Consider the following 20,106-nt stretch of genomic DNA (forward strand, 5'->3'; position numbering starts at 1 on the left):
TGGCGGCGATTATCTCACGGGGAAGCGGTCCTTTTTTCTATCCAAGGGTGACGATTTTCGTCGTGGATCCGTTGCCGTGGATCGGCCGCGTCGATGGGGGCAGCGGCGACGGTGGAATGGCGGGATGCTGGAATGCTGGAATGCTGGAATGGCGGATGGCGGATGGCGGATGGCGAATGGTGGATGGTGGATGGCGGAATGCCGGGATGCCGGGATGCCGTCTGGCCGCCGGTTATACCGTGGCGCCTGCGTCGCCGGCTCACTCCTCGGCGAAGGCGCCGCGCAGCCAGGTTTCGCCCGCCGCGTCATAGGCCACCACGTCGAAGCGGACGGCCGGCAGGACGCCGCCCCAATGGCGCCGGGCGAGCGCCGGCAGCAATTGGGCGGCCGCCCGGCGCAGGCGGGTGCGCTTGGCGTGGTCGACGCTGGCGGCGGCGCCGTAGCGCGCGTGCGTGCGGGCCCTGACCTCGACCAGCACCAGCGTATCGCCGTCCCGTAATGCCAAGTCGATTTCGCCCGTCGCGCAACGCAGGTTGCGCGCCAGCGGCAGCAGTCCCGCCCGCGCCAGGGACGCCAGCGCCCGGTCCTCGTAGCGGTCGCCATGGCGCTGGCTGGGCGAGCGGCGCGCCGGCCCGGCATCTTCATCCTGGTTCGCCGCCTGCCCGCCCAAGGCCGCTTTCCTTTCCCGCCGCCGCAGGCGCTGGCGGCGCAGCCGGCAAGCCTTGCGCTGGGCTTCACGCGCCAGCGCGAAGGCCATGTCGATGCTGTCTTCCGGCGGGGCGCAGCAAATGTCCGGCGCCGCGGCCCGCGGCATGGCGGCAGCGGCCGCGTGGCCCGGGGATGGGGAATCGGGAGATGAAGATTCCGGGAGGGGGGATTCGGCCCCGGTCTTCCCTTGCCGGCCGGCGGCGGCCTTGGCTCGCGGTTCCACCGTCCGCGATGGTTTGCTGGCATTTCTCACTGGACTACTCTCCTGTCGCTGCGCGACCGCCTCCCCAAGGAAGGATTCACGCTTGGGACGGCCCGGCGCGTTGATTGGTGTGCCCTCCTGTCGCCGCGCGACCTCCTCCCCAAGGGAGGATTCACGCTTGGGGCGGCCCGGCGCGTTCATAGGGGGACAGGCATCGCTCATAGTGGAGGCGGATCGCGCGTTGGGGAAGGGACTAAACTGTGGCCATATCCTGGAGCCAGGTTCCTCACCATGAACGCATCCTCCGCAAACGTGCCTGGGCAGGAAGCCTGGGCGCGTATCGCCGATCGAGTCGCCGGCCAGCAGTGGCCGGCATCCACCCTTTACGTGGTCGCCACGCCTATCGGCAACCTGGGCGACCTGAGCCTGCGCGCCTGGCAGGCCTTGTCGCGCGCCGACGTGATCGCCGCCGAAGACACCCGCGAAAGCCGTGTCCTGCTCGACGCCTGGGGCATCGCCACGCCCATGATGGCTGCGCACCGCCATAACGAGGCCGAGGCCGCCGGGGCCATCGTCGCCCGCCTCGAACAGGGCCAGCGCGTGGCCTTGATTTCCGATGCCGGCGCGCCGGCGGTCAGCGATCCCGGGGCGCGCATCGTGCGCGCCGCCCGCGCCGCCGGCTTTGCGGTGGTGCCGGTGCCAGGTCCCAGCGCGGTCATCACCGCGCTCATGGGCAGCGGCGTGACCACCGATGAAAACCCCGCCTATGCGTTCGCCGGCTTCCCGCCGGCCAAGGCCATGGCGCGCACGCGCTGGCTGGAGCGCTGGGCCGCCGTGCCGGCGCCCGTCGTGCTGTACGAATCGCCGCATCGCGTGGCGGCCACGCTGCAGGACATGCTGGCGGTGTGCGGGCCCGAGCGCGAGGTGACGGTGGCGCGCGAATTGACCAAGCGTTTCGAGGAGATCGCCACCATGCCCTTGCGGGAGGCCGCGGACTGGCTGGCCGCGCAGCCGCATCGCACCCAGGGCGAGTTCGTGCTGATCCTGCATGCGGCCGCGGGCGGCCAGGATGCCGACGAGGCCGACGCTACCACGGACGCCTTGCTCGATGCGCTGCTCGACGCCTTGTCGGTGCGCGACACGGCCCGCGTGGCGGCGCGCATCACCGGCTTGCCGCGAGACGTCCTGTACAACCGCGCGCTGGCTCGCAAGCAGCGCGAGGAACAGACAGTCTGAATTGGCGATGGCCGCCGCCGCTCGTATACCCCGGGCGATCACGGCCGCGATCGCCCGATACGCCGATACGCCGATAGCCGCGCGGCCGGCTTCGTCGTCCAAGGGAGGATTCCATGTCCGCTGTGACCGACACCGACACTGACGTCTATGTCATCGTCCCCACGCCCGTCGGGCCGATGCGGCTGGTCGCGCGCGGCGGCCAGTTGGTGGGGGCATGGTTCATGGACCCCGGCGATACCGTGGCCGCCGGATGCGGGCCGTTCTATCGCCCGGAGGCGGAAGTGGCGGCGCCCGACGATCCTTTCCTGCGGAAGGCCGTCGCGCAACTGACCGACTGGTTCAGCGGCGCGCGGCGCGATTTCGACCTGCCCCTGGCGCCGCGCGGGACGCCCTTCCAGCAGCAGGTCTGGCAGGCCTTGTGCGAACTGCCTTTCGGCGCCCTCGAAAGCTATGGCGACCTGACGCGCCGCATCGGCCGTCCCCCGTCCGCTGTGCGGGCAGTGGCCCAGGCCGTGGGTCGCAATCCCATCTCCATCATCATTCCTTGCCATCGCATCGTCGGCAGCGATACTTCCCTGACCGGTTTCGGCGGCGGCCTGGCGCGCAAGCGCACGCTGCTTTCCCACGAAGGCCACACCTACGGCCAGTTGACGCCGCGCACGCGCCGCCAGAACACCGACCCGGCGCAGGGCACCCTGGCCTGGTAGGACCTTTACCGCGTATCGCTATCGCCGGAGCCCTTACCGGCGGCGATAGCGGCGCGATGGCCCCGTGTTCTGCAACTTCGCGCCCATGAGCGCGTGTCCGCGCGCACGCCGGCGTTGCGAACCCTCGCGATCACTACGGCTGGCGCTGTGGTTTGCGCCCTGCCCGCGCACGCATGCGTCGATTTCATTTGAGGCATGAACTTCCGGGACACGAGACTGGCCCAGCCTGTCGTCGGCCTTCGGCGCGGTCGCCGCGCTGCGCGCCGGCGATATCAGCGCGTGATGATGCTGGGCAGGATGCCCGTGCGGTCGGCGACCGATTGCAGGGCGGCCTCGGCGGCGTTGCGGTCGCTGTACGGACCTACGTGGACGCGATAAAGATTTCCCGTCTGCGCCACCTGCGCCTGCGGCAGGCCGGCGGCGGCCAGGGGGCCGTTGACGCGGGACACCAGCGACTGCGCATTGCCGGCCTGGCTGAACGCGCCCAACTGCAAATAGACGCTGCCGGCCGTCGCCGCGCCGCTGCGCGCCAGGGCGGGCGCCGGGATGACCGGCGCCGGCGCGGACGACGGCAGGGCGGTCATCGTGCCCGCGGCCGGTGCGGCCGGCGCCAACGGTATGGGAATGGACGCGGACGGCTCGGTCACCGGCGCCTCGCCTTCGGCGGCCACCGCGGCCACGGCGGGCGCCGGAGCGGCGGATGCCGTGCCGCGCGCCGCCGCCGCGGCGGCCAGGCGTCGCGCCTCATCCGGCAGGATGCGCTCCACCGTCACCTCGCCGCTGCCGGGCCCGATGATCCCCAGCTTGTAGGCCGCCACGTACGACAGGTCCATGATGCGGTTGTCGTGGAAGGGGCCGCGGTCGTTGACCCGCACGATGACGCTCCTGCCGTTGATGGCGCTGGTCACCCGCGCATAGCTGGGAATGGGCAGCGTCGGATGCGCGGCCGTCATCGCGTACATGTCGTAGGGCTCGCCGATGGAGGTCGAGTTGCCGTGGAATTTCTTGCCGTACCAGGAAGCGACGCCCTCTTGCCTGAACGGGCGGTCGGAGGTGTCCGGCACATAGCGCTTGCCGAACACGACGTAGGGTCGGTTGGCGCCGCTGGCGTAGGGCTCGACGCGCGGCACGGCGTCGGGAATGGCGTCGATGTTGGCGGGGATGTTGTCGCCCGGGCCGTCGTCCTTGTAGTACCCGCCGCCACGCTTGTGCCCGGTGCTGGAACAACCCGCGACCAGCAAGGCCGCCAGCACCATGCAGAGCAGCATCCCGATGCTGCGCGCCCCCTGCCGCGCGCCGGCGGCACGCTTTCCGCCAGTGGCCTCGTCCCGGGAAAAACACGTCCACGCCAGCCGCGGCCGTGTCGCTTGCCGCTCCGGATCGGGATTTGTCTCGGTCCCTTCAGGGGCGGCGGCGAAGCCAAGGCGCGGAAAGCGAAAAATCATGCGTGTTCTTCGGGTAATTGCGTGCGATGTCTCACTAGTAGAGGGGCGTAGTCGCTGAAACGTTCCTTCAACTGCTCAACAATATAAACCGAACGATGCTGGCCACCGGTGCAACCGATGGCAACGGTCAGATAACTGCGCGTGTCCTGGGCGTAGCGCGGCAGCCATTTCTGGATGAACCCGCTGATGTCGTCGATCATCTGGCCGACGGCTTCGAAGCTGGAGAGATAGGCGGCCACCGGCGCGTCGCGCCCCGTCAGCGGCCGCAGCGCGGGATCGTAATAAGGATTGGGCAGGCAGCGCACGTCGAAGACCAGGTCGGCGTCCCGCGGCACGCCGCGCTTGAAGGCGAAGGACTCGAAGGTCAGCAGGATGGCTTGGCGGTCCGCCTGCACCAGGTCGCGGATCCAGGCGCGCAACTGGCCCGGCGTCAGCGACGAGGTATCGATGACGTGCTCCTGGTCGCGCAGCGGCGCCAGCAGTTCGCGTTCGAGCTCGATGCAGTCCAGCAGCGAGGGCGTCTTGCCGTTGCGCTGCAGGCGTTCGGTCAGGGGATGGCGGCGGCGCGATTCGGAATAGCGCTGCACCAGCGTGTCGGTGTTGGCGTCGAGGAAGACCACCCGCAGGCTGGTCCCCATATTGCGCAGCGTGTGGATGGCGGCCGGCAGTTCCGCCAGTTCGCCGGGCGAGCGCACGTCGATGGCGACGGCCACGCGCTCCATCCGGTCGGTGCGCGCGCTGGCGATGAAGTCGGCCAGGAAACGCACGGGCAGATTGTCGACGCAGGTGTATCCGGAGTCTTCCAGCAGGCGCAGGGCGACCGATTTGCCGGAGCCGGAAATACCGGTAATTAGAACGACTCTCAACATAGTGAGCACGATTGTTGCATGAAATTGCTGGAGAAATATGGCTGGTCTTATAGAAGAGAGGCAATTGTGCAAATCAGGGAGCGAGAAAGGAAGCCGCCCCGCAGCCTTCCGGTTCGATTCCCATCGGATGCTTCCCCGCCTCGATTCGCGCTCATCGCCGCCTGCCGCGGACCTCCGGCGTTCCCTTCTTCCCTGCGCCGAGGCCGCGCATCTGCTATGGTCTTGCCTGGCCGCCCCCCGCTCGGGATGGCGGCCGGGTTGTTGCATCGCACTGCTTTTTCCAATAACGAATAGGTGCGTGACCGTGTCGTCGAATTGCTTCACACCATCCCTGGCGCATGCGCGCCGCCTCGCGCCGTCGTGGCGCCGCGCCGTGGCGTTGGCCTTGCCGCCGCTCCTGTGTTCGATCGCCGTTTCCATCGCCGCGCCTTGCCGGGCGCAGGCCGAGGGCTCCGCGGCCCGCCCGGTCCAGGCCGGGACCTTCCCGGCCAGCACCGCAGCCTCCGCAGCTTCCGCAGCCGGCACCACCGCTGCCGGCGCGGCGCAGGGCGCGGCGTCCGCCCCCGGTGCCAAGCTGGAGCCGGGCACCATGCGGGCGCGCCTGGCGGCCTGTACGGCCTGTCATGGCGAGCAGGGCCGGGCGGGCGCCGACGGCTACTACCCGCGTCTCGCCGGCAAGCCGAGGGACTACCTCTTTCACCAGTTGCAGAACTTCCGCGACGGCCGCCGCCAGTACCGGCCCATGGCGCACCTGCTGCGCGACCTGCCGGACGCCTACCTGCGCGACATCTCCGCCTGGTTTTCCGACCAGCATCCGCCTTATCCCGCGCCCGCCCCGACCACGGCCGATGCCGCGCAGATGGCACGCGGCAGCCAGTTGGTGCGCCAGGGCGACAAAGCGCGCGGCCTGCCGGCGTGCAGCGCCTGTCACGGCGCCGCCCTGAGCGGCGTGCTGCCGGCCATTCCCGGCCTGCTGGGCCTGCCGCGCGACTACATCGGCGCGCAGATCGGAAGCTGGCAGAGCGGCCTGCGCCGTGCCGCCGCCCCCGACTGCATGTCTGACGTCGCGCGGCGATTGGAGCCCGCCGACATCGCCGCCGTCGCCGCATGGCTGTCGGCCCAACCCGTCCCGCAAGCAACCGCCTCGCCGGCCAGCGGCTCGGCGCAAAGCGACGCTTCAATGCAAGGGCAGGCTTCGATGCAAAGCGACGCCTCGCCGCAAGGCAATACCGCCGCGAACAGCGGCGCCACCGTAAGCGAGGATCGCGCGGGCTACGTTCCCGCGCCGGCCGGCAGCCTGACCTTGCCGGTCCAATGCGGCAGCCAGGAGGACGCACGATGAGCCGGAGCACATGGCGACGTATGGCCGCTCGCGGGCTGGCGGTCCTGCTGCTGTTGCTGGTCGCGGCCACGGGCCTGTTGTACTGGCTGGGAACGCGCGAGGACGCGTCCGCGCGGACGGCCGCCGCCGCGCCCGTCGCCGATCCGGCCCAGCGCGTGGCCCAAGGCGCCTACCTCGCCCGCGTCGGCGACTGCGCGGCCTGCCATACCGTGCGCGGCGGCGCGCCCTATGCCGGCGGCGCGGCGATCCCGACGCCGTTCGGCACCTTGTACGGACCCAACATCACGCCGGATCCGCAAACCGGCATCGGCAACTGGACCGCCGACGATTTCTGGCGCGCCTTGCATCATGGCAAGCGGCCGGACGGCCAATTGCTGTACCCCGCCTTCCCGTACACGGAATACACCCACGTCACGCGCGCCGACGCCGACGCGCTGTACGCCTACTTGCGCAGCCTCCCGGCGGTGCATCAGGAAAACCGGCCGCACGAACTCGACTTTCCCTACGACCAGCGCTACCTGCTGGCGTTCTGGCGCGCGCTGCATTTCCGGCCGGCCGCGGAACCGGATGCCGGCGCGCCCGCGACCGTGACCGCGAACGTGGATGCGAACGCAAACGCGGACGGCAGCGTCGCGCGCGGCCGCTATCTGGTCGAAGGCCTGGGCCACTGCGTCGCCTGCCATGCGCCGCGCGACGCCTTGGGCGCGACCACGGGCCAGGGCCTGCCCGGCGGCGACATCCTGGGCCTGGGCTGGTATGGCCCGTCCCTGCACGCCGGCCCCGCGCCGGACGGGTCGTCGCCCGGCCTGGCGCAATGGACGGCCGCCGACATCGCGGCCTTGCTGCGCGACGGCGCCTCGGCGCGCGGAAGCGCCAGCGGGCCGATGGCCGAAGTGGTGACCGGCGGCACGCAATACCTGAGCCCGTCCGACGCGCTGGCCATCGCCAACTACCTGAAGTCGCTGCCCGCCACGCCCGCCGTCGATGCTGCGCCGCCGGGCGAATCCACCATGCGGCGCGGCGAAAAACTCTACGGAACGTATTGCGTCGCGTGCCACCAGAGCCAGGGCGAGGGCCGGCCGCCCGCGTGGCCGCCGCTGGCGGGCAACATCAGCGTCACCGCGCCGTCGCCGCAGAACGCCATACGCGTGGTGCTGGACGGCGGATTCGCCCCCGCCACCGCGGCGGATCCGCAACCGCACGGCATGCCGCCTTTCGGCCAGGTGCTCAATGACGACGACGTGGCGGCGGTGGTCAGCTACATCCGCAATCAATGGGGCAACCAGGCCGGCGGCGTCACCGCCTTGCAGGTCAAGCGCGCGAGATAGGCGATAAACGACAGGCGATACGGGATAGGCGCGGATCGTGCCTCGACGAGGCTCCCAATGCGCTCGATTCAGCCTGGGCAACCAAGCTTGGGCAAATGAGGCTCGGGCTTGGCTGCAAGCGCCGCGGGGATTCCCGCGCCGCCGCCTCGCGCCGTCGTCCTACTTGCTGCTTTGGAGAATCGCCATGGCCTGGCGTTCCATGAATTCGCCCAGCGTGTCGATGCCGCGCAGCTTCAGGATGGTGTTGCGCACGGCCGCCTCCACCAGCACCGCCAGGTTGCGCCCGGCGGCGACCTGCAGCATGACCTTGCGGATAGGCAGGCCCAGCATGTCCTGGGTAATGTCCTGCAAGGGCAGGCGCTCGAACTTGTCCTGCGCCGTGGCGCGCACCAGGTGCACGATCAGCTTCAGGCGCATTTTGCGGCGGACCGAGGTCTCGCCGAAGATGGTGCGGATATCCAGCAGGCCCAGGCCGCGCACTTCCAGCAGGTTCTGTAGCAAGGACGGACAGTGGCCTTCGATCATATTGGGCGCGGTACGCGACAGTTCCACCGCGTCGTCGGCGACCAGACCGTGGCCGCGCGAAATCAATTCCAGCGCCAGTTCGCTCTTGCCCAGGCCCGATTCGCCGGTGATCAGCACGCCCAGTCCGAGCACGTCCAGAAACACGCCGTGCACCGTCGTGGTCGGCGCCAGTTTCTTGCCCAGGTAAATGCGCAGCAGGTCGATCAATTGCGCGGCGGCCACCGGCGTGCCCAGCAGCGGCACCTGGTGCTGTTCGCACTGCTCGATCAGGTCCTGCGGCGGCGACAGGCCGTCGGCGAGCAGAATGGCCGGCACGCCGCCGATCAGCAGCTCGTCCATGTGGTGCATGCGGCGGCGCAGATCGAAGCGCGAGTAATACGCCAGTTCTTCCTGGCCGAATACCTGGATGCGGGAAGGGTGGATCAGGTTGAGGTGGCCGACGAGGTCGGCGGCCGCCATGCCGTCATCGGGGATCACGCGCTCGGCGGCGCCCTGTCCCGCGATCCAATTGAAGGGGATAGTGTCGGCGTTGTCGTCGACCAGTTCCTGGACGGTAAGCATGGCGGTATCGGAGGGGTCAGAGTTTGCCCGTCGTCAGCATGCGATGCACTGCAGCCGGATCGGTTTCGGTGTAGAGCGCTTCGCGCAGCGGCTTATTGGACATCAAATGCGCCAGTTCGGCGAGGATGTCCAGGTGCTGTTGCGTCGCCGCCTCGGGCACCAGCAGCACCAGCAGCAGCGTCACCGGCTGGCTGTCCGGCGAGTCGAAGGCGACGGGTTGCGCCAGGCGGATGAAGGCGGCCAGCGCGTGTTCGAGATTCTTCACGCGTCCATGCGGGACGGCCACGCCCTGGCCCAGACCGGTCGAGCCCAGGCGTTCGCGCGCGAACAGGCTATCGAAGACGGTGGATCGCGCCAGGCCGTTGTTGTTTTCGAATAGCAGGCCCGCTTGTTCGAATGCGCGCTTCTTGCTGGTGGCCAGCAGATCGAGCACGACGTTCCCCGGGGGCAGGATGCGGGACAAATGGTTCATTGACGGATTATAGGGTGATTGCGGCGCTGCAAAAAACGCACCACGCCGCGCTTCATCATACTGGCGGCGCTGAGGATCCGGAAGGACGCAGGCCGCCATCCATTTCGGCGAACAAGGCCACCAGCCCCTCGACGAAAAGCGCCACCTTTCTGGATTGCCTGCGGCTGACCGGGTGGATGGCGTAGAAGCTCGCCGGCTCCGGCTCGAAGGCGTCGAGCACCGTCACCAGCCGCCCGGCCGCCAGATGATCCGAGACCTCCCACCAGGACTTCTGCGCGAGCCCCAGCCCCGCGACGGCCCAGGCGACCGGCAAGCCGGAATCGGTCGCGGCGAGCGCGCCCGTCACGCGCAGTTTTCTCGCCGCGCCGGCATGCTCGAAACGCCATTCCGCCTGCAGGTGGGATTGCGTGTTGAACACCAGGCAGCGATGCGCGGCAAGCTCGTCGGGATGGCCCGGCGCGCCATGGCGATCCAGGTAGGCCGGGCTCGCGACCACCACGCGCCGGGTGTCGAACAGATGGTGCCCGATCAGGTTCGAATCGATGGCGGGCCCGCCTCGGATCGCAATATCGAAGCCCTGCGCGACGATGTCGGCAAAGCGGTCGTCGAGCGTCAGATGGGTGGCGATGCCGGGATGGCTGGACGCGAATTGCCCGATGAACGGCGCGATCCAGCGCTGTCCCAAGGGATTCGGCGCCGTGACGCGCAGCGTGCCGCGCAGGGCGGTGGCGCTATCGACGATCCGGCTTTCCAGCGCATGGAAGTCCTTGATGATGCGGGTGGCTTCCTGGAAATACGCCTCGCCCGCCTCGGTCAGCGACTGGCGCCGCGTGGTGCGCAGAAGCAGCGGCACGCCAAGCCGCTTTTCCAGGCCGGCCACGCGGTCGGCCACGACGGACGGCGCCAGGCCAAGGCTGCGGGCGGCCGCGGAAAAACCGCCCTGCCGCACCACCTCGACGAAGATTTCCATCTGCGTGATGGCATGCATCGATTTCGACCATTTACCGGAAAGTCTTCCCGAAATTAGACCATTTTTCGATATCCGAAGGTAGCCGAGCATTACCGCAATGCAGCATTTTTTGCTGCTCCGCCTTCTACCCTGGAGTGTCCGACATGGTCCGTTCAAGCAAGCTTTCCCTCACTTCGGCCACGGCCGCGGTCGTATTCGCCGCCACGGCCTCCCTGGCCCACGCCGACGACAGCAACCTCGTCGCCACGAAAAAGCTGCGCTGGCAAACAGCCGATGCGCTCGCCAATGAAGCGGTGCGCGTGTGCGCGACCCGCGGCTACTCCGTCACCGCCACCGTCGTCGACCCGACCGGCCATCAGCAAGCGGTCGTCAAGGGCGACACGGTGCCGCTGCAATCGCTGTCCGTCTCCTATCGCAAGGCCTACACGGCCTATTCCTATGGCATGGCCTTCAACAAGGATTCCACCAGCGAACTGATCGCCGCGAAGGTGACCGGCCCGCTTGACGGCGGCGTGCTGGCGACCGTTCCGGAAGTCCTCTTCATCCCCGGCGGCGTCACGCTGCGGACGGCCGACCGCACCGTGATCGGCGGCATCGGCGTGTCGGGCGCCCCGGGCGGCGACAAGGACGAAGCCTGCGCCCAGGCGGCCGTCGACAAATACAAAGGGGATTTCCATTGAAAATGGCTGCCCCTGCCGCCGCGGCCGCTACGACTTGATGAAATCCACCAGGGCCCGTAGCGCCGTCGGCAGTTGGCGCCGGCCGGGATAGTAGAGAAAGAAGCGGCTGGGCATCGCGCTCCAGGCATCCAGGACGAGGACCAGCCGGCCGGCGGCAATATCGTCCGCGACCATCGCCTCGTAGACATAGGCTATGCCCGCGCCGTCGCGGGCGGCCTGGATCATCAGTACGTCGTCATCGAGCAACAGAGGTCCCGACACGTCGATGCGCAGCGGCTGCCCCTCGGCCTGGAATTCCCACGCATATAGATTCCCGCTCGGAAAACGCCGCCCGATGCAGGCATGGCCGAGGAGGTCGCGCGGCGTGCGCGGTATGCCGCGCGCGGCCAGGTAATCGGGCGACGCCACGCAAACGAATCGCTGCGGCGGCCCGACCGGCGCCGCCACCATGTCGCCGGCCAGGCTTTCCCCGAAGCGCATGCCGGCATCGAAGCCGGCGCCCACGATGTCGGCCAGTCCATCGTCGGTCACCACTTCGACCTGCACGCGCGGATGTGCCGCCGCGAAGCGGGCCAGTATCGGCGCCAGCAGCAGGCGGGCCGCCGGGCGCGGCACGTTCAGGCGCACCTTGCCGGCGGGCACCGCCTGCAAGGCCGTCACGTCCGCCAACGCATCGGCCACCTCGCGCAAGGCGGGGTCGAGCCGGGCCAGCAGGCGCTCTCCGGCTTCGGTCGGCGTCACGCTGCGCGTGGTGCGATGGAGCAGCCGCACGCCCAGCCGTTCTTCCAAGCCGCGCAGGGCGTGGCTCAAGGCCGAGGCCGACACGCCGCGTTCGGCGGCCGCCTTGCGAAAACTGCGGTGACGCGCCACCGCCGCGAAGGTGTCGAGTTCATGCAGGTTGGGAGGCATATTGATGAACAAAACTCAGTAGTTCATCAAGCATAACGCGGCTTGTCGCGCGGTATCCACCACGAGACACTGGCGTCTCTCCATTGAACGAAAGGTGGGACCATGCAGCAGAAGCGTCTCGGCAACGCCGATTTCACGATTTCGCCCATCGGGCTGGGCACCTGGGCCATCGCCGGTCCGGGCTGGGAGTTCGGCTGGGGCGCACAGGACGACGCCGATAGCCTGGCCGCGTTGGAATACGCCGTCGAACGCGGCGTGAACTGGATCGACACGGCCGCCATCTACGGCCTGGGCCATGCAGAGGAAATCGTCGGCCAACTCCTGCGCCGCGTGCCGGCATCGCGGCGCCCGCTGGTGTTCACCAAGGGCAGCCTGGTGTGGGATCGCGCCACCGGCCGCATCTCGCACTCGCTGGCTCCGTCCTCGCTGGCGCGCGAGATCGAGGACAGCCTGCGCCGCCTCCAGGTCGAGACGATAGACCTGTACCAGCTCCACTGGCCGGCCTTCCCGCCGGGCGGCCCGGACGAGGGCATCGAGGCCGCGCTGTCGGTGCTGGCCCAGGCCCGGGAGCAGGGAAAGATCCGCGCCATCGGCGTCTCCAACTTCGACGTGCCGCAACTGCGACGCGCCCAGGCGGTCACCGGCATCGCTGCGCTGCAGCCGCCGTACTCGGCGCTGATGCGCGAGGTTCAGGCGGAAATCCTGCCGTTTTGCGAGCAGGCAGGCATAGGCGTCATCGCCTATTCCACGCTGCAATCGGGCCTGCTCACGGGAGCGATGACGCGCGAGCGTATTGCCGGCCTGCCGGAGGACGACTGGCGCAAGACACGCAGCCCGGACTTCCAGGAGCCTCGGCTGACCCGCAACCTCGCGCTGGTCGAAGCCTTTCGCCGCATAGGGCAGCGGCATGGACTGACGCCGGCGGCCGTGGCGATCGCCTGGGTGCTGGCGCATCCGGCCGTCACCGGCGCCATTGTCGGTGCGCGCCGTCCCGCGCAGGTCGACGGGCTGATCGGCGCGGCGGGTTTCCGCCTGAGCGCGGACGAACTTGCCGAGATCGCGCCGCTGCTGCCGGAAGGCATGGGCACGAACGTTCCCGAGGCCACGTCCTGAACGGCGCGTGATCGTCGCGGTATGTCGATGAATGCTGGGGGGATGCTGCGGGAGGGTTTTCAGGCACCGATGCCCCGTACTGCGAAACGCGGGGTCATCGGCGACTTACTCGGATGGCAGGCCTTGCACCTGCTGCGCGTTCCCTGGCCGGAGGCCGGGAAATCAGCTCAGACTACGAGTGTTTGCGAGGCGCTGTGCGGGACTTAGACCGCTATGGGTTGCCGCTTCACAGACTCGTTGTCGTGGCTTTGCACCTTGTCCTTGTGCTTGATGACCTGACGGTCGATTTTGTCGGCAAGCAAGTCGATGGCCGCATAAAGGTTTTCGTCCTGGGCCTCGCAGTGGATGTCCTTGCCGCGTAAACGCATCGTGATTTCCGCACAATGCCGCAGCCGTTCGACCGAAAGCATGACTTGCGTATCGATGACGTGATCGAAATGCCGGAGTACTCGCGCCAGCTTGTTGACTACATATTCCCGGAGGGCCGGGGTGACGTCGAGATGACGACCGCAGATGCTCAGATTCATAGTGCAATCTCCTTCTGCCAGAAAACAAAGGGGGGCGCATGATGCGCGTTGCTTGCGTAACAGTCCTCCTCTGCAAAAACAGGTGGTCGGTAATCCTAGTGTAATGACTCTGGGTCGTAATTCAAGACCCGGGAAGCCCTATCGACGTCCTTTTTACAAGCCGCTTCGCCGCTCCCCCGCGCGGTGCGCGGGCGCCGACAGACGGCGTTACATACGGAAGTGTTCGCCCAGATATACGCGGCGGACGGCGGGATCGCTGATGATGTCTTCAGGATTGCCGTCAGTTAGCACCTTGCCTTCGCTGATGATGTAGGCGCGGTCGCAGATGCCCAGGGTTTCCCGCACGTTGTGGTCGGTGATCAGCACGCCGATGCCGCGGCTCTTGAGGAAGCGCACGATACGCTGGATTTCGATCACCGCGATCGGGTCCACGCCGGCGAAGGGTTCGTCCAGCAGGATGAAGCGCGGGCTGGTGGCCAGCGCCCGGGCGATTTCCACGCGGCGCCGCTCGCCGCCCGACAGGGAGATGGCGGTGTTGCGGCGGATGTGGCCGATCTGCAGCTCGTCCAGCAGCGATTCCAGGTTTTCGTTGATCCTGGCGTTCGAGATCGAACGGCCGTTCTGGTCCACCTGCAATTCCAGCACCGCGCGGATGTTCTGCTCCACCGTCAGGCGGCGGAACACCGAGGCGTCCTGCGGCAGGTAGGACACCCCCAGCCGCGCGCGCTTGTGTATGGGCAGCGCCGTGATGTTGAGGTCTTCGATCTCGATACGGCCGGCATCGGCCGGCACCAGGCCGACGATCATGTAGAAACTGGTCGTCTTGCCGGCGCCGTTGGGGCCCAACAGGCCCACCACCTCGCCGCTCGATACCGACAGCGATACGTCCTGCACCACGGTGCGGCCGTTGTACGTCTTGCGCAGGCCGGTTGCCCGTAGTTGGCTGGGCGGGCCCACCGGCTTGGCGGGATTGGTGGAAGTGGCTTCAGTGATCATCGTGGACGGGGTAGGGGGCGTACGGCCCGCGCGCGGCCTCGCGGTCGGGACCGCGGCGGGAAGGGACGGTATTCAGGACGGCCGGACCGATCAACGGGTGGTCTTGGCCGGCGGGGGAGAGGGCAGGGGCGCCTTGGCGGCCTGGGCGCGGCGGCACTCCTCGATGGCCGCGTCGGTGCGCGCGCGCGGCTCCACGATGGAACGCACGCGGCCGCCAGGCGCCGACGAGCCGGGACCGCCGATGGCCTCGTAGGTGCCGGCCTTGTCGTTGTAGCGGACCCGTTGGCCGCGGATGGTGTCGAACTGCTTGCCGCAGATGTAACGCGTGACCACGGCCTGGCCGATCAGGTCGAACTGGCTCTTCGGGCCGTCGTATTCGGCGCGCAGGCCCACGCCTTCGATGAGCTCGAAGTTCTCGGGGCGTTCCTGGCGGATGTTCACCATCCGGCTGGTGTTGTTCATGGTCGCCACGCCGAACTGGCCGCCTTGCGCGTCCTCGTGCAGTTCCAGCTTGTCCGACTTCATGGTGAGCAGGCCGCGCGTCATGATCACGTTGCCGGTGAAGACGCTGGTCTTCTTCACGTCGTCGTAGTGCAGCGTGTCGGACAGGATCTGCGTGTTCGGTTCCTCTTCCGGCGTGGCCGCCTTGCCGGTGCTGCTCTTGGCCGGCGCGGCGCTGCCCTGGCCGGACTTGGGGGCGGCATTCGCCGGCCCCTGTTGGGCGGCCACGGAACCGGCGGCGCCCGCGAGCAGCACGCCGAACAGCAGGGCCGAAAAGGAAAAAGGTCGGATTTGGGTCATGGTTTTTTTTGTTGCGAGGCGGATTCGGTATGGGAAGGCGCGGGCTTCGCGTCGTCGGCGGCTTTGCCGTTGCCCGACTTGCCGGAAGACGAGGAATGTCCCTGCGTGTCGGTATTGTCGATGTTGACGTTGGACGCCGAAAAGACCTCGAGCTGACGCGTCTTGTTGTTGTATTTCATGCCGGTGCCGTTCATCGTCGATTTCCCGCGCGTGACCAGGGCCGGCAGGTCGGTGTACATGACGTCGTCATCCGGCAGGATGATGAGCTTTTCGCTGTGCACGTCCATGGGCGGCGTGTCGGCGTCCGGCATGCGGTGCAGATGGGCCTGCTTTTCCATGACGATGCGCTTGCCGCCTTCGTACATGGTGCCGGTCAGCGACGTGCCGATGGTGACCGGCGATCCGGGGCGCAGGCCGACCGCGCGCGGCATGGTGACGACGTAGGAATCGTCGTCCGGATAGTGTTCGCCGTAGTCGCCTTCCAGCCGGTTGATGGGCTTGCCGTCCACGTCCGTGCGCACCATCGTGAAGTTGCGCGACCAGGAGTCCATTTCGTGGGTGTAGCGGCGCGGCGGGTCGTTCTGCACCGCCCGTTGCGTATAGTCGGCCGCCCACCACGTGCCGACCACCAGGGCCAGCAGCAGGAACAGCGCGATGAGGGAGGGGAAGCGTTCTTTCATTCCTGCCTGTGTTTATTGGATGACGCCGGAGCCCAGCAGGCCGGGCGTGGACAGCAGCGCGCCCAGGCGGCCCTGCGCCGCCAGCAGCAGGTCGCAGCATTCGCGCGCCGCGCCGCTGCCGCCAGGCTGGCTGGATATCCAGTGCGCGCCTTGCGAAACGTAGATGGGGGCATTGGGCACGCTGGCCGAGAAGCCGGCGCGCTGCATGGCGGGCAGGTCGATGATGTCGTCGCCCATATAGCCCGTCTGGTCCAGGGAGACGCCATGACGCTGCGCGAGTTCCGTCAGGGCCTTGCCCTTGTCGCGCACGCCCTGCATGACGTCGGCGATGCCCAGTTCGGCCGCGCGGCGAGCGACGATGGCGCCGGCGCGGCCGGTGATCAGCGCCACGCCGATGCCGCCCTCGGCCAGCAGGCGCAGGCCGTGGCCGTCCAGCGCATGGAAGCGCTTGAACATTTCGCCGTTTTCGCCGTAGTAGAGGCTGCCGTCGGTCAGCACGCCGTCGACGTCGAACACCATCAGGCGCACCGCCGCGGCGCGTTCCTTCACCAGGGGCGCGACGCGCGCCAGGACCAGCGCTTCGGCCGGATGCGGCCGGGTTGCTCCGCTTGCCATCATGTTCATACCACCTTTGCCGCCATCAGGTCGTGCATGTGCAGCGCGCCCAGCAGCGCGCCGTTTTCGTCCAGTACCAGCATCTGGCTCAGACGCAGGGTATCCATTTGTTCCGCCGCCACCACCGCCAGCGCGTCGGGCGGCACGGTGCGGGGCGACCGCGTCATGCCCTCCGTGATGGTCAGACCGCGGATGTCCCCATGGCGTTCAATCAGCCGGCGCAGGTCGCCGTCGGTGAAGATGCCGATGGGATGGCGATTTTCGTCGATTACCACGGTCATGCCCATGCCCTTGGCCGACATTTCCTCCAGCGCCCGCGACAGGGGGGCGTCGGGGCCGACGGTGGGCAGGGCGGCGCCCTTGCGCATGACGTCGCGCACGTGGGTGAGCAGGCGGCGGCCCAGGGCGCCGCCCGGGTGCGAGCGGGCGAAGTCCTCGGGCCCGAAGCCGCGCGCTTCCAGGCAGGCGACCGCCAGGGCGTCGCCCATGGCCAGCGCCGCCGTGGTGCTGGCGGTGGGCGCCAGGTTCATCGGGCAGGCCTCCTGCGCCACGCTGACGTCCAGGTGGATATCCGCCAGCTTGGCGAGCTCGGACGCCGGCTTGCCGGTCATCGCGATGACGTGGGCGCCCATGCGGCGCGCCACCGGGACGATGGTCAGCAGCTCCGAGCCGGAGCCCGAATAGGAGATGGCCAGCATGACGTCGTCGGCGGTGATCATGCCGAGATCGCCGTGCGCGGCTTCGCCGGCATGCATGAAGAAGGCCGGCGTGCCGGTCGACGCCAGCGTGGCGGCGACCTTGCTGGCGACGTGGCCGGTCTTGCCGATGCCGGTGACGACGACGCGGCCGCGGCAGTGAAGCAGCATGTCGACCGCCTGCGCGAAGCTGTCGTCCAGGCGCGCCTCGAGGTCGCGCAGGGCTTGCGCTTCGATGGCCAGCGTGCGGCGGGCCGAGGCCAGGGTTGCCTCGGGAGTCGTTGCGGGAAGAGCGTTCATTGGCCGATTTTAATCGCAGCGCGGCAAGTTGCCCCCGGATAGTGGCTATGGCATCCTGGCGGCTCGCCTCGCGCTCGCCTGGTCCGCCCCGTCCGGGACGCCGCGCCGGGGTCCCGTCCCGCGGGCCATAGCTGCCTTGCATCCCGTTTCTTTACATTTCATCAGGTTTTCTCCATGTCTTCGATTCCGGCCCCCGTCCTGGGCACGCCCCTGTCCCCCGCCGCCACCCGTGTCATGCTGCTGGGAGCCGGCGAGCTGGGCAAGGAAGTCGTCATCGCCCTGCAGCGCCTGGGCGTGGAGGTCATCGCCGTCGACCGCTATGCGGACGCGCCCGGGCAGCAGGTGGCGCATCGCGCCCACGTCGTGTCCATGACCGACCGCGATGCCCTGCGCGCCGTCATCGAGCAGGAAAAGCCGGACGTCATCGTGCCGGAAATCGAGGCCATCGCCACGGACCTGCTGGTCGAGCTGGAGGCCGCCGGCGCCGTGCGGGTCACGCCGACCGCGCGCGCCGCCCAATTGACCATGAACCGCGAAGGCATCCGCCGGCTGGCCGCCGAAACGCTGGGCCTGCCCACCTCGCCCTACCGCTTCGTCGACACCGAGGACGAGCTGCGGGCGGCCATCGACGGCGGCATCGGCTATCCCTGCGTCATCAAGCCGGTCATGTCCTCGTCGGGCAAGGGCCAGTCCGTGCTCAAGGGCCCGGAGGACATCGCCCGGGCCTGGCGCTATGCCCTGGAAGGCGGCCGGGTCGGCGCCGGCCGCGCCATCGTCGAGGGCTTCATCCACTTCGACTATGAAATCACCCTACTGACGGTGCGCTCGCGCGGCGCCTCGGGCGAGGTCCAGACCGGCTTCTGCGCGCCCATCGGCCACAAGCAGGTGGACGGCGACTACGTCGAAAGCTGGCAGCCGCATCCCATGTCCGCCAAGGCGCTGGAGGCCGCGCGCGACATCGCCCTGAAAGTGACGGGCGAACTGGGCGGCCTGGGGATATTCGGCGTCGAATTGTTCGTGGCCGGCGACCAGGTCTGGTTCTCCGAGGTCAGCCCGCGTCCGCACGACACCGGCATGGTGACCATGATCACCCAGGCGCAGAACGAATTCGAGCTGCATGCCCGCGCCCTGCTGGGTCTGCCGGTGGATCCTTCCCTGCGCCAGGCCGGCGCCAGCAGCGTCATCTACGGCGGCGTCGACGCCCGCGCGGTGACCTTCCACGGCGTGGCCGAGGCCCTGGCCGAGCCGGGCACCGACCTGCGCCTCTTCGGCAAGCCCGAATCCTTCGTCAAGCGCCGCATGGGCGTGGCGCTGGCCACGGCCGGCGACGTCGAGGCCGCCCGCGCCAAGGCGCTGCGCGTCTCGGGCAAGGTCACGGTCAAGGCGGCGGACCAGGGCCAGGGCTGAGGCCCGGGCTCCCGGCCCCCCGGCCATCCGGCCCGTCGCGTCGTTTCGCCGTGCCGCGCATCGCTCTCCGGCGCAAGTCTCTCCGGCTGATCGGCCTGGCGGCCGTGGTTGCCGTGGCGGCCGCGGCCTGGTGGGGGTGGGAGAGCCGCTGGGTGTCGCGCCAGCGCTTCTGGTTGCAGCAGGAGATCGCCAAGGTCCAGTCCGCCGCGCCCGCCGGGCAGGTCGGCCTGGGCGGCTACGTTGCCGATATCCAGGCCTTGCCGGTCGGCGACGAACGAAACATGTCGTCGGCGACCTATGACGCGCAGCGGCGCGTGCTGGTCAGCATCACCAACCGCGATCCCCATCTGCTCGAGCTGTCCCTGGACGGCGCGCTGCGGCGGCGGATCGACCTTTCCGGTTTCCGCGATCCCGAGGCCGTGGAATATCTCGGACCGGGCCGCTACATGATCGCCGAGGAGCGGCGGCGGCGCGTGACCGAGGTGGCGCTCGACGAGCGCACCGAAAAAGTGGCGTTGGACGCGCAGGCCTCGCGCCAGTTGACGCTGGGGCCGCCGGACGACGACAACCGCGGCTTCGAGGGGCTGGCCTACGATCCCGCCCGGCGCCGCCTGTACATCGCCAAGGAAAACGATCCCGTCCGCATCTTCGAGGTCGACGGCCTGTTCGCCCCTTCGGGCCAGGCGGTGAACGTCAGCGTGGGGGTGGATCCGGCGCGCGACCGGCGCCTGTTCGTGACCGATATCTCGGGAATGGTCTTCGATAGCCGCACGGAGCACCTGCTGGTGCTGTCCGACGAGTCCAAGCTGGTCATCGAGATGGACGCGGCGGGACGGCCGGTGGGCATGATGGACCTGCGCGCCGGCCATCATGGCTTGCGGGACGACATTCCCCAGGCGGAGGGCATCGCGCTGGACGACGAGGGCAATCTGTACATCATCAGCGAACCGAACCTGTTCTACCGCTTCCGGAAAGAAAAAGCCTCCCCGTAGGGAGGCTTTTGCCGCATTACTTTTGC

The 20,106-nt window shown here is 68.5% G+C and carries 20 protein-coding genes and 1 pseudogene; 8 read left to right on the plus strand and 13 right to left on the minus strand.

The window, feature by feature from the left end; translation table 11 throughout:
* Nucleotides 1-259: 259 nt before the first annotated feature.
* On the minus strand, nt 260-814 hold the full coding sequence (locus tag CAL29_RS00870) for a YraN family protein (RefSeq protein WP_256977102.1): 555 nt from the start codon (nt 812-814) through the stop codon (nt 260-262).
* A gap of 387 nt (nt 815-1,201) precedes the next feature.
* On the opposite strand from CAL29_RS00870, the gene rsmI reads away from it, so the two are divergent.
* Both rsmI and CAL29_RS00880 read left to right on the plus strand, forming a co-directional pair.
* Nucleotides 1,202-2,146, plus strand: coding sequence for a 16S rRNA (cytidine(1402)-2'-O)-methyltransferase (rsmI, locus tag CAL29_RS00875; protein WP_094851131.1), 945 nt, complete (start codon nt 1,202-1,204; stop codon nt 2,144-2,146).
* Between the two features lie 113 nt (nt 2,147-2,259).
* Complete coding sequence (locus CAL29_RS00880; protein WP_094851132.1) at nt 2,260-2,853, plus strand: methylated-DNA--[protein]-cysteine S-methyltransferase; 594 nt, start codon at nt 2,260-2,262, stop codon at nt 2,851-2,853.
* 272 nt (nt 2,854-3,125) lie between these two features.
* Here CAL29_RS00880 and CAL29_RS00885 read toward each other — a convergent pair whose 3' ends face one another.
* Both CAL29_RS00885 and rapZ read right to left on the minus strand, forming a co-directional pair.
* Nucleotides 3,126-4,121, minus strand: coding sequence for a septal ring lytic transglycosylase RlpA family protein (locus tag CAL29_RS00885; protein WP_094851133.1), 996 nt, complete (start codon nt 4,119-4,121; stop codon nt 3,126-3,128).
* Nucleotides 4,122-4,294: 173 nt separating this feature from the next.
* The gene (gene rapZ, locus CAL29_RS00890; RefSeq protein WP_094851134.1) at nt 4,295-5,167 is read right to left on the minus strand and encodes an RNase adapter RapZ; all 873 of its coding nucleotides are present in this window, start codon (nt 5,165-5,167) and stop codon (nt 4,295-4,297) included.
* A gap of 589 nt (nt 5,168-5,756) precedes the next feature.
* Between rapZ and CAL29_RS00895 the strand changes: the two are divergent.
* Together CAL29_RS00895 and CAL29_RS00900 are read left to right on the plus strand one after the other, a co-directional pair.
* Nucleotides 5,757-6,329 (plus strand): annotated as a pseudogene (locus CAL29_RS00895) (c-type cytochrome); the annotation flags it as partial.
* 200 nt (nt 6,330-6,529) lie between these two features.
* Nucleotides 6,530-7,837 (plus strand): c-type cytochrome, encoded by a 1,308-nt coding sequence (locus CAL29_RS00900; protein WP_256977103.1) that lies wholly within the window; start codon nt 6,530-6,532, stop codon nt 7,835-7,837.
* A 159-nt stretch (nt 7,838-7,996) separates the two neighbouring features.
* On the opposite strand, the gene hprK is transcribed toward CAL29_RS00900, so the two are convergent.
* From hprK to CAL29_RS00915, 3 genes are read right to left on the minus strand one after another with little or no spacing between them, the layout of a single operon-like run.
* Nucleotides 7,997-8,923 (minus strand): HPr(Ser) kinase/phosphatase, encoded by a 927-nt coding sequence (hprK, locus tag CAL29_RS00905; protein ID WP_094851136.1) that lies wholly within the window; start codon nt 8,921-8,923, stop codon nt 7,997-7,999.
* Between the two features lie 16 nt (nt 8,924-8,939).
* The gene (locus CAL29_RS00910; protein ID WP_094851137.1) at nt 8,940-9,395 is read right to left on the minus strand and encodes a PTS sugar transporter subunit IIA; all 456 of its coding nucleotides are present in this window, start codon (nt 9,393-9,395) and stop codon (nt 8,940-8,942) included.
* Nucleotides 9,396-9,450: 55 nt separating this feature from the next.
* Nucleotides 9,451-10,383 (minus strand): LysR family transcriptional regulator, encoded by a 933-nt coding sequence (locus tag CAL29_RS00915; protein WP_094851138.1) that lies wholly within the window; start codon nt 10,381-10,383, stop codon nt 9,451-9,453.
* A 125-nt stretch (nt 10,384-10,508) separates the two neighbouring features.
* Here CAL29_RS00915 and CAL29_RS00920 point away from each other — a divergent pair, with 125 nt between their 5' ends.
* Complete coding sequence (locus CAL29_RS00920) at nt 10,509-11,045, plus strand: GlcG/HbpS family heme-binding protein (protein ID WP_094851139.1); 537 nt, start codon at nt 10,509-10,511, stop codon at nt 11,043-11,045.
* Between the two features lie 27 nt (nt 11,046-11,072).
* Here the strand turns inward: CAL29_RS00920 and CAL29_RS00925 are convergent, their stop codons facing one another.
* Nucleotides 11,073-11,954: a LysR family transcriptional regulator gene (locus CAL29_RS00925; RefSeq protein ID WP_218831789.1), complete on the minus strand. Its 882-nt coding sequence runs from the start codon at nt 11,952-11,954 to the stop codon at nt 11,073-11,075.
* 102 nt (nt 11,955-12,056) lie between these two features.
* On the opposite strand from CAL29_RS00925, the gene CAL29_RS00930 reads away from it, so the two are divergent.
* Nucleotides 12,057-13,067: an aldo/keto reductase gene (locus CAL29_RS00930; protein WP_094851140.1), complete on the plus strand. Its 1,011-nt coding sequence runs from the start codon at nt 12,057-12,059 to the stop codon at nt 13,065-13,067.
* Between the two features lie 203 nt (nt 13,068-13,270).
* Here the strand turns inward: CAL29_RS00930 and hpf are convergent, their stop codons facing one another.
* The 6 genes from hpf to CAL29_RS00960 all read right to left on the minus strand — a co-directional run bounded on the left by hpf (nt 13,271) and on the right by CAL29_RS00960 (nt 17,681).
* Nucleotides 13,271-13,594, minus strand: coding sequence for a ribosome hibernation-promoting factor, HPF/YfiA family (hpf, locus tag CAL29_RS00935; protein WP_094851141.1), 324 nt, complete (start codon nt 13,592-13,594; stop codon nt 13,271-13,273).
* A gap of 207 nt (nt 13,595-13,801) precedes the next feature.
* Complete coding sequence (lptB, locus tag CAL29_RS00940) at nt 13,802-14,590, minus strand: LPS export ABC transporter ATP-binding protein (RefSeq protein WP_179283861.1); 789 nt, start codon at nt 14,588-14,590, stop codon at nt 13,802-13,804.
* 90 nt (nt 14,591-14,680) lie between these two features.
* Entirely contained in the window at nt 14,681-15,391 is a 711-nt protein-coding gene (gene lptA, locus CAL29_RS00945) for a lipopolysaccharide transport periplasmic protein LptA (RefSeq protein ID WP_094851142.1), read from the minus strand.
* On the minus strand, nt 15,388-16,071 hold the full coding sequence (gene lptC, locus CAL29_RS00950) for an LPS export ABC transporter periplasmic protein LptC (protein WP_094851143.1): 684 nt from the start codon (nt 16,069-16,071) through the stop codon (nt 15,388-15,390). Before lptC ends, lptA begins: the two co-directional genes overlap by 4 nt.
* Before the next feature lie 12 nt (nt 16,072-16,083).
* Nucleotides 16,084-16,689 (minus strand): KdsC family phosphatase, encoded by a 606-nt coding sequence (locus tag CAL29_RS00955; protein WP_373559710.1) that lies wholly within the window; start codon nt 16,687-16,689, stop codon nt 16,084-16,086.
* A gap of 2 nt (nt 16,690-16,691) precedes the next feature.
* Nucleotides 16,692-17,681 (minus strand): KpsF/GutQ family sugar-phosphate isomerase, encoded by a 990-nt coding sequence (locus tag CAL29_RS00960; RefSeq protein WP_094851145.1) that lies wholly within the window; start codon nt 17,679-17,681, stop codon nt 16,692-16,694.
* Between the two features lie 174 nt (nt 17,682-17,855).
* Here CAL29_RS00960 and purT point away from each other — a divergent pair, with 174 nt between their 5' ends.
* Both purT and CAL29_RS00970 read left to right on the plus strand, forming a co-directional pair.
* Entirely contained in the window at nt 17,856-19,088 is a 1,233-nt protein-coding gene (gene purT, locus CAL29_RS00965; protein WP_094851146.1) for a formate-dependent phosphoribosylglycinamide formyltransferase, read from the plus strand.
* A gap of 50 nt (nt 19,089-19,138) precedes the next feature.
* A complete protein-coding gene (locus CAL29_RS00970; protein ID WP_094851147.1) occupies nt 19,139-20,080 on the plus strand; it encodes an SdiA-regulated domain-containing protein in 942 nt (313 codons plus the stop codon).
* The last annotated feature ends 26 nt before the right edge of the window (nt 20,081-20,106 follow it).

It is taken from the genome of Bordetella genomosp. 10, assembly GCF_002261225.1.
GTDB lineage: Bacteria > Pseudomonadota > Gammaproteobacteria > Burkholderiales > Burkholderiaceae_B > Bordetella_C.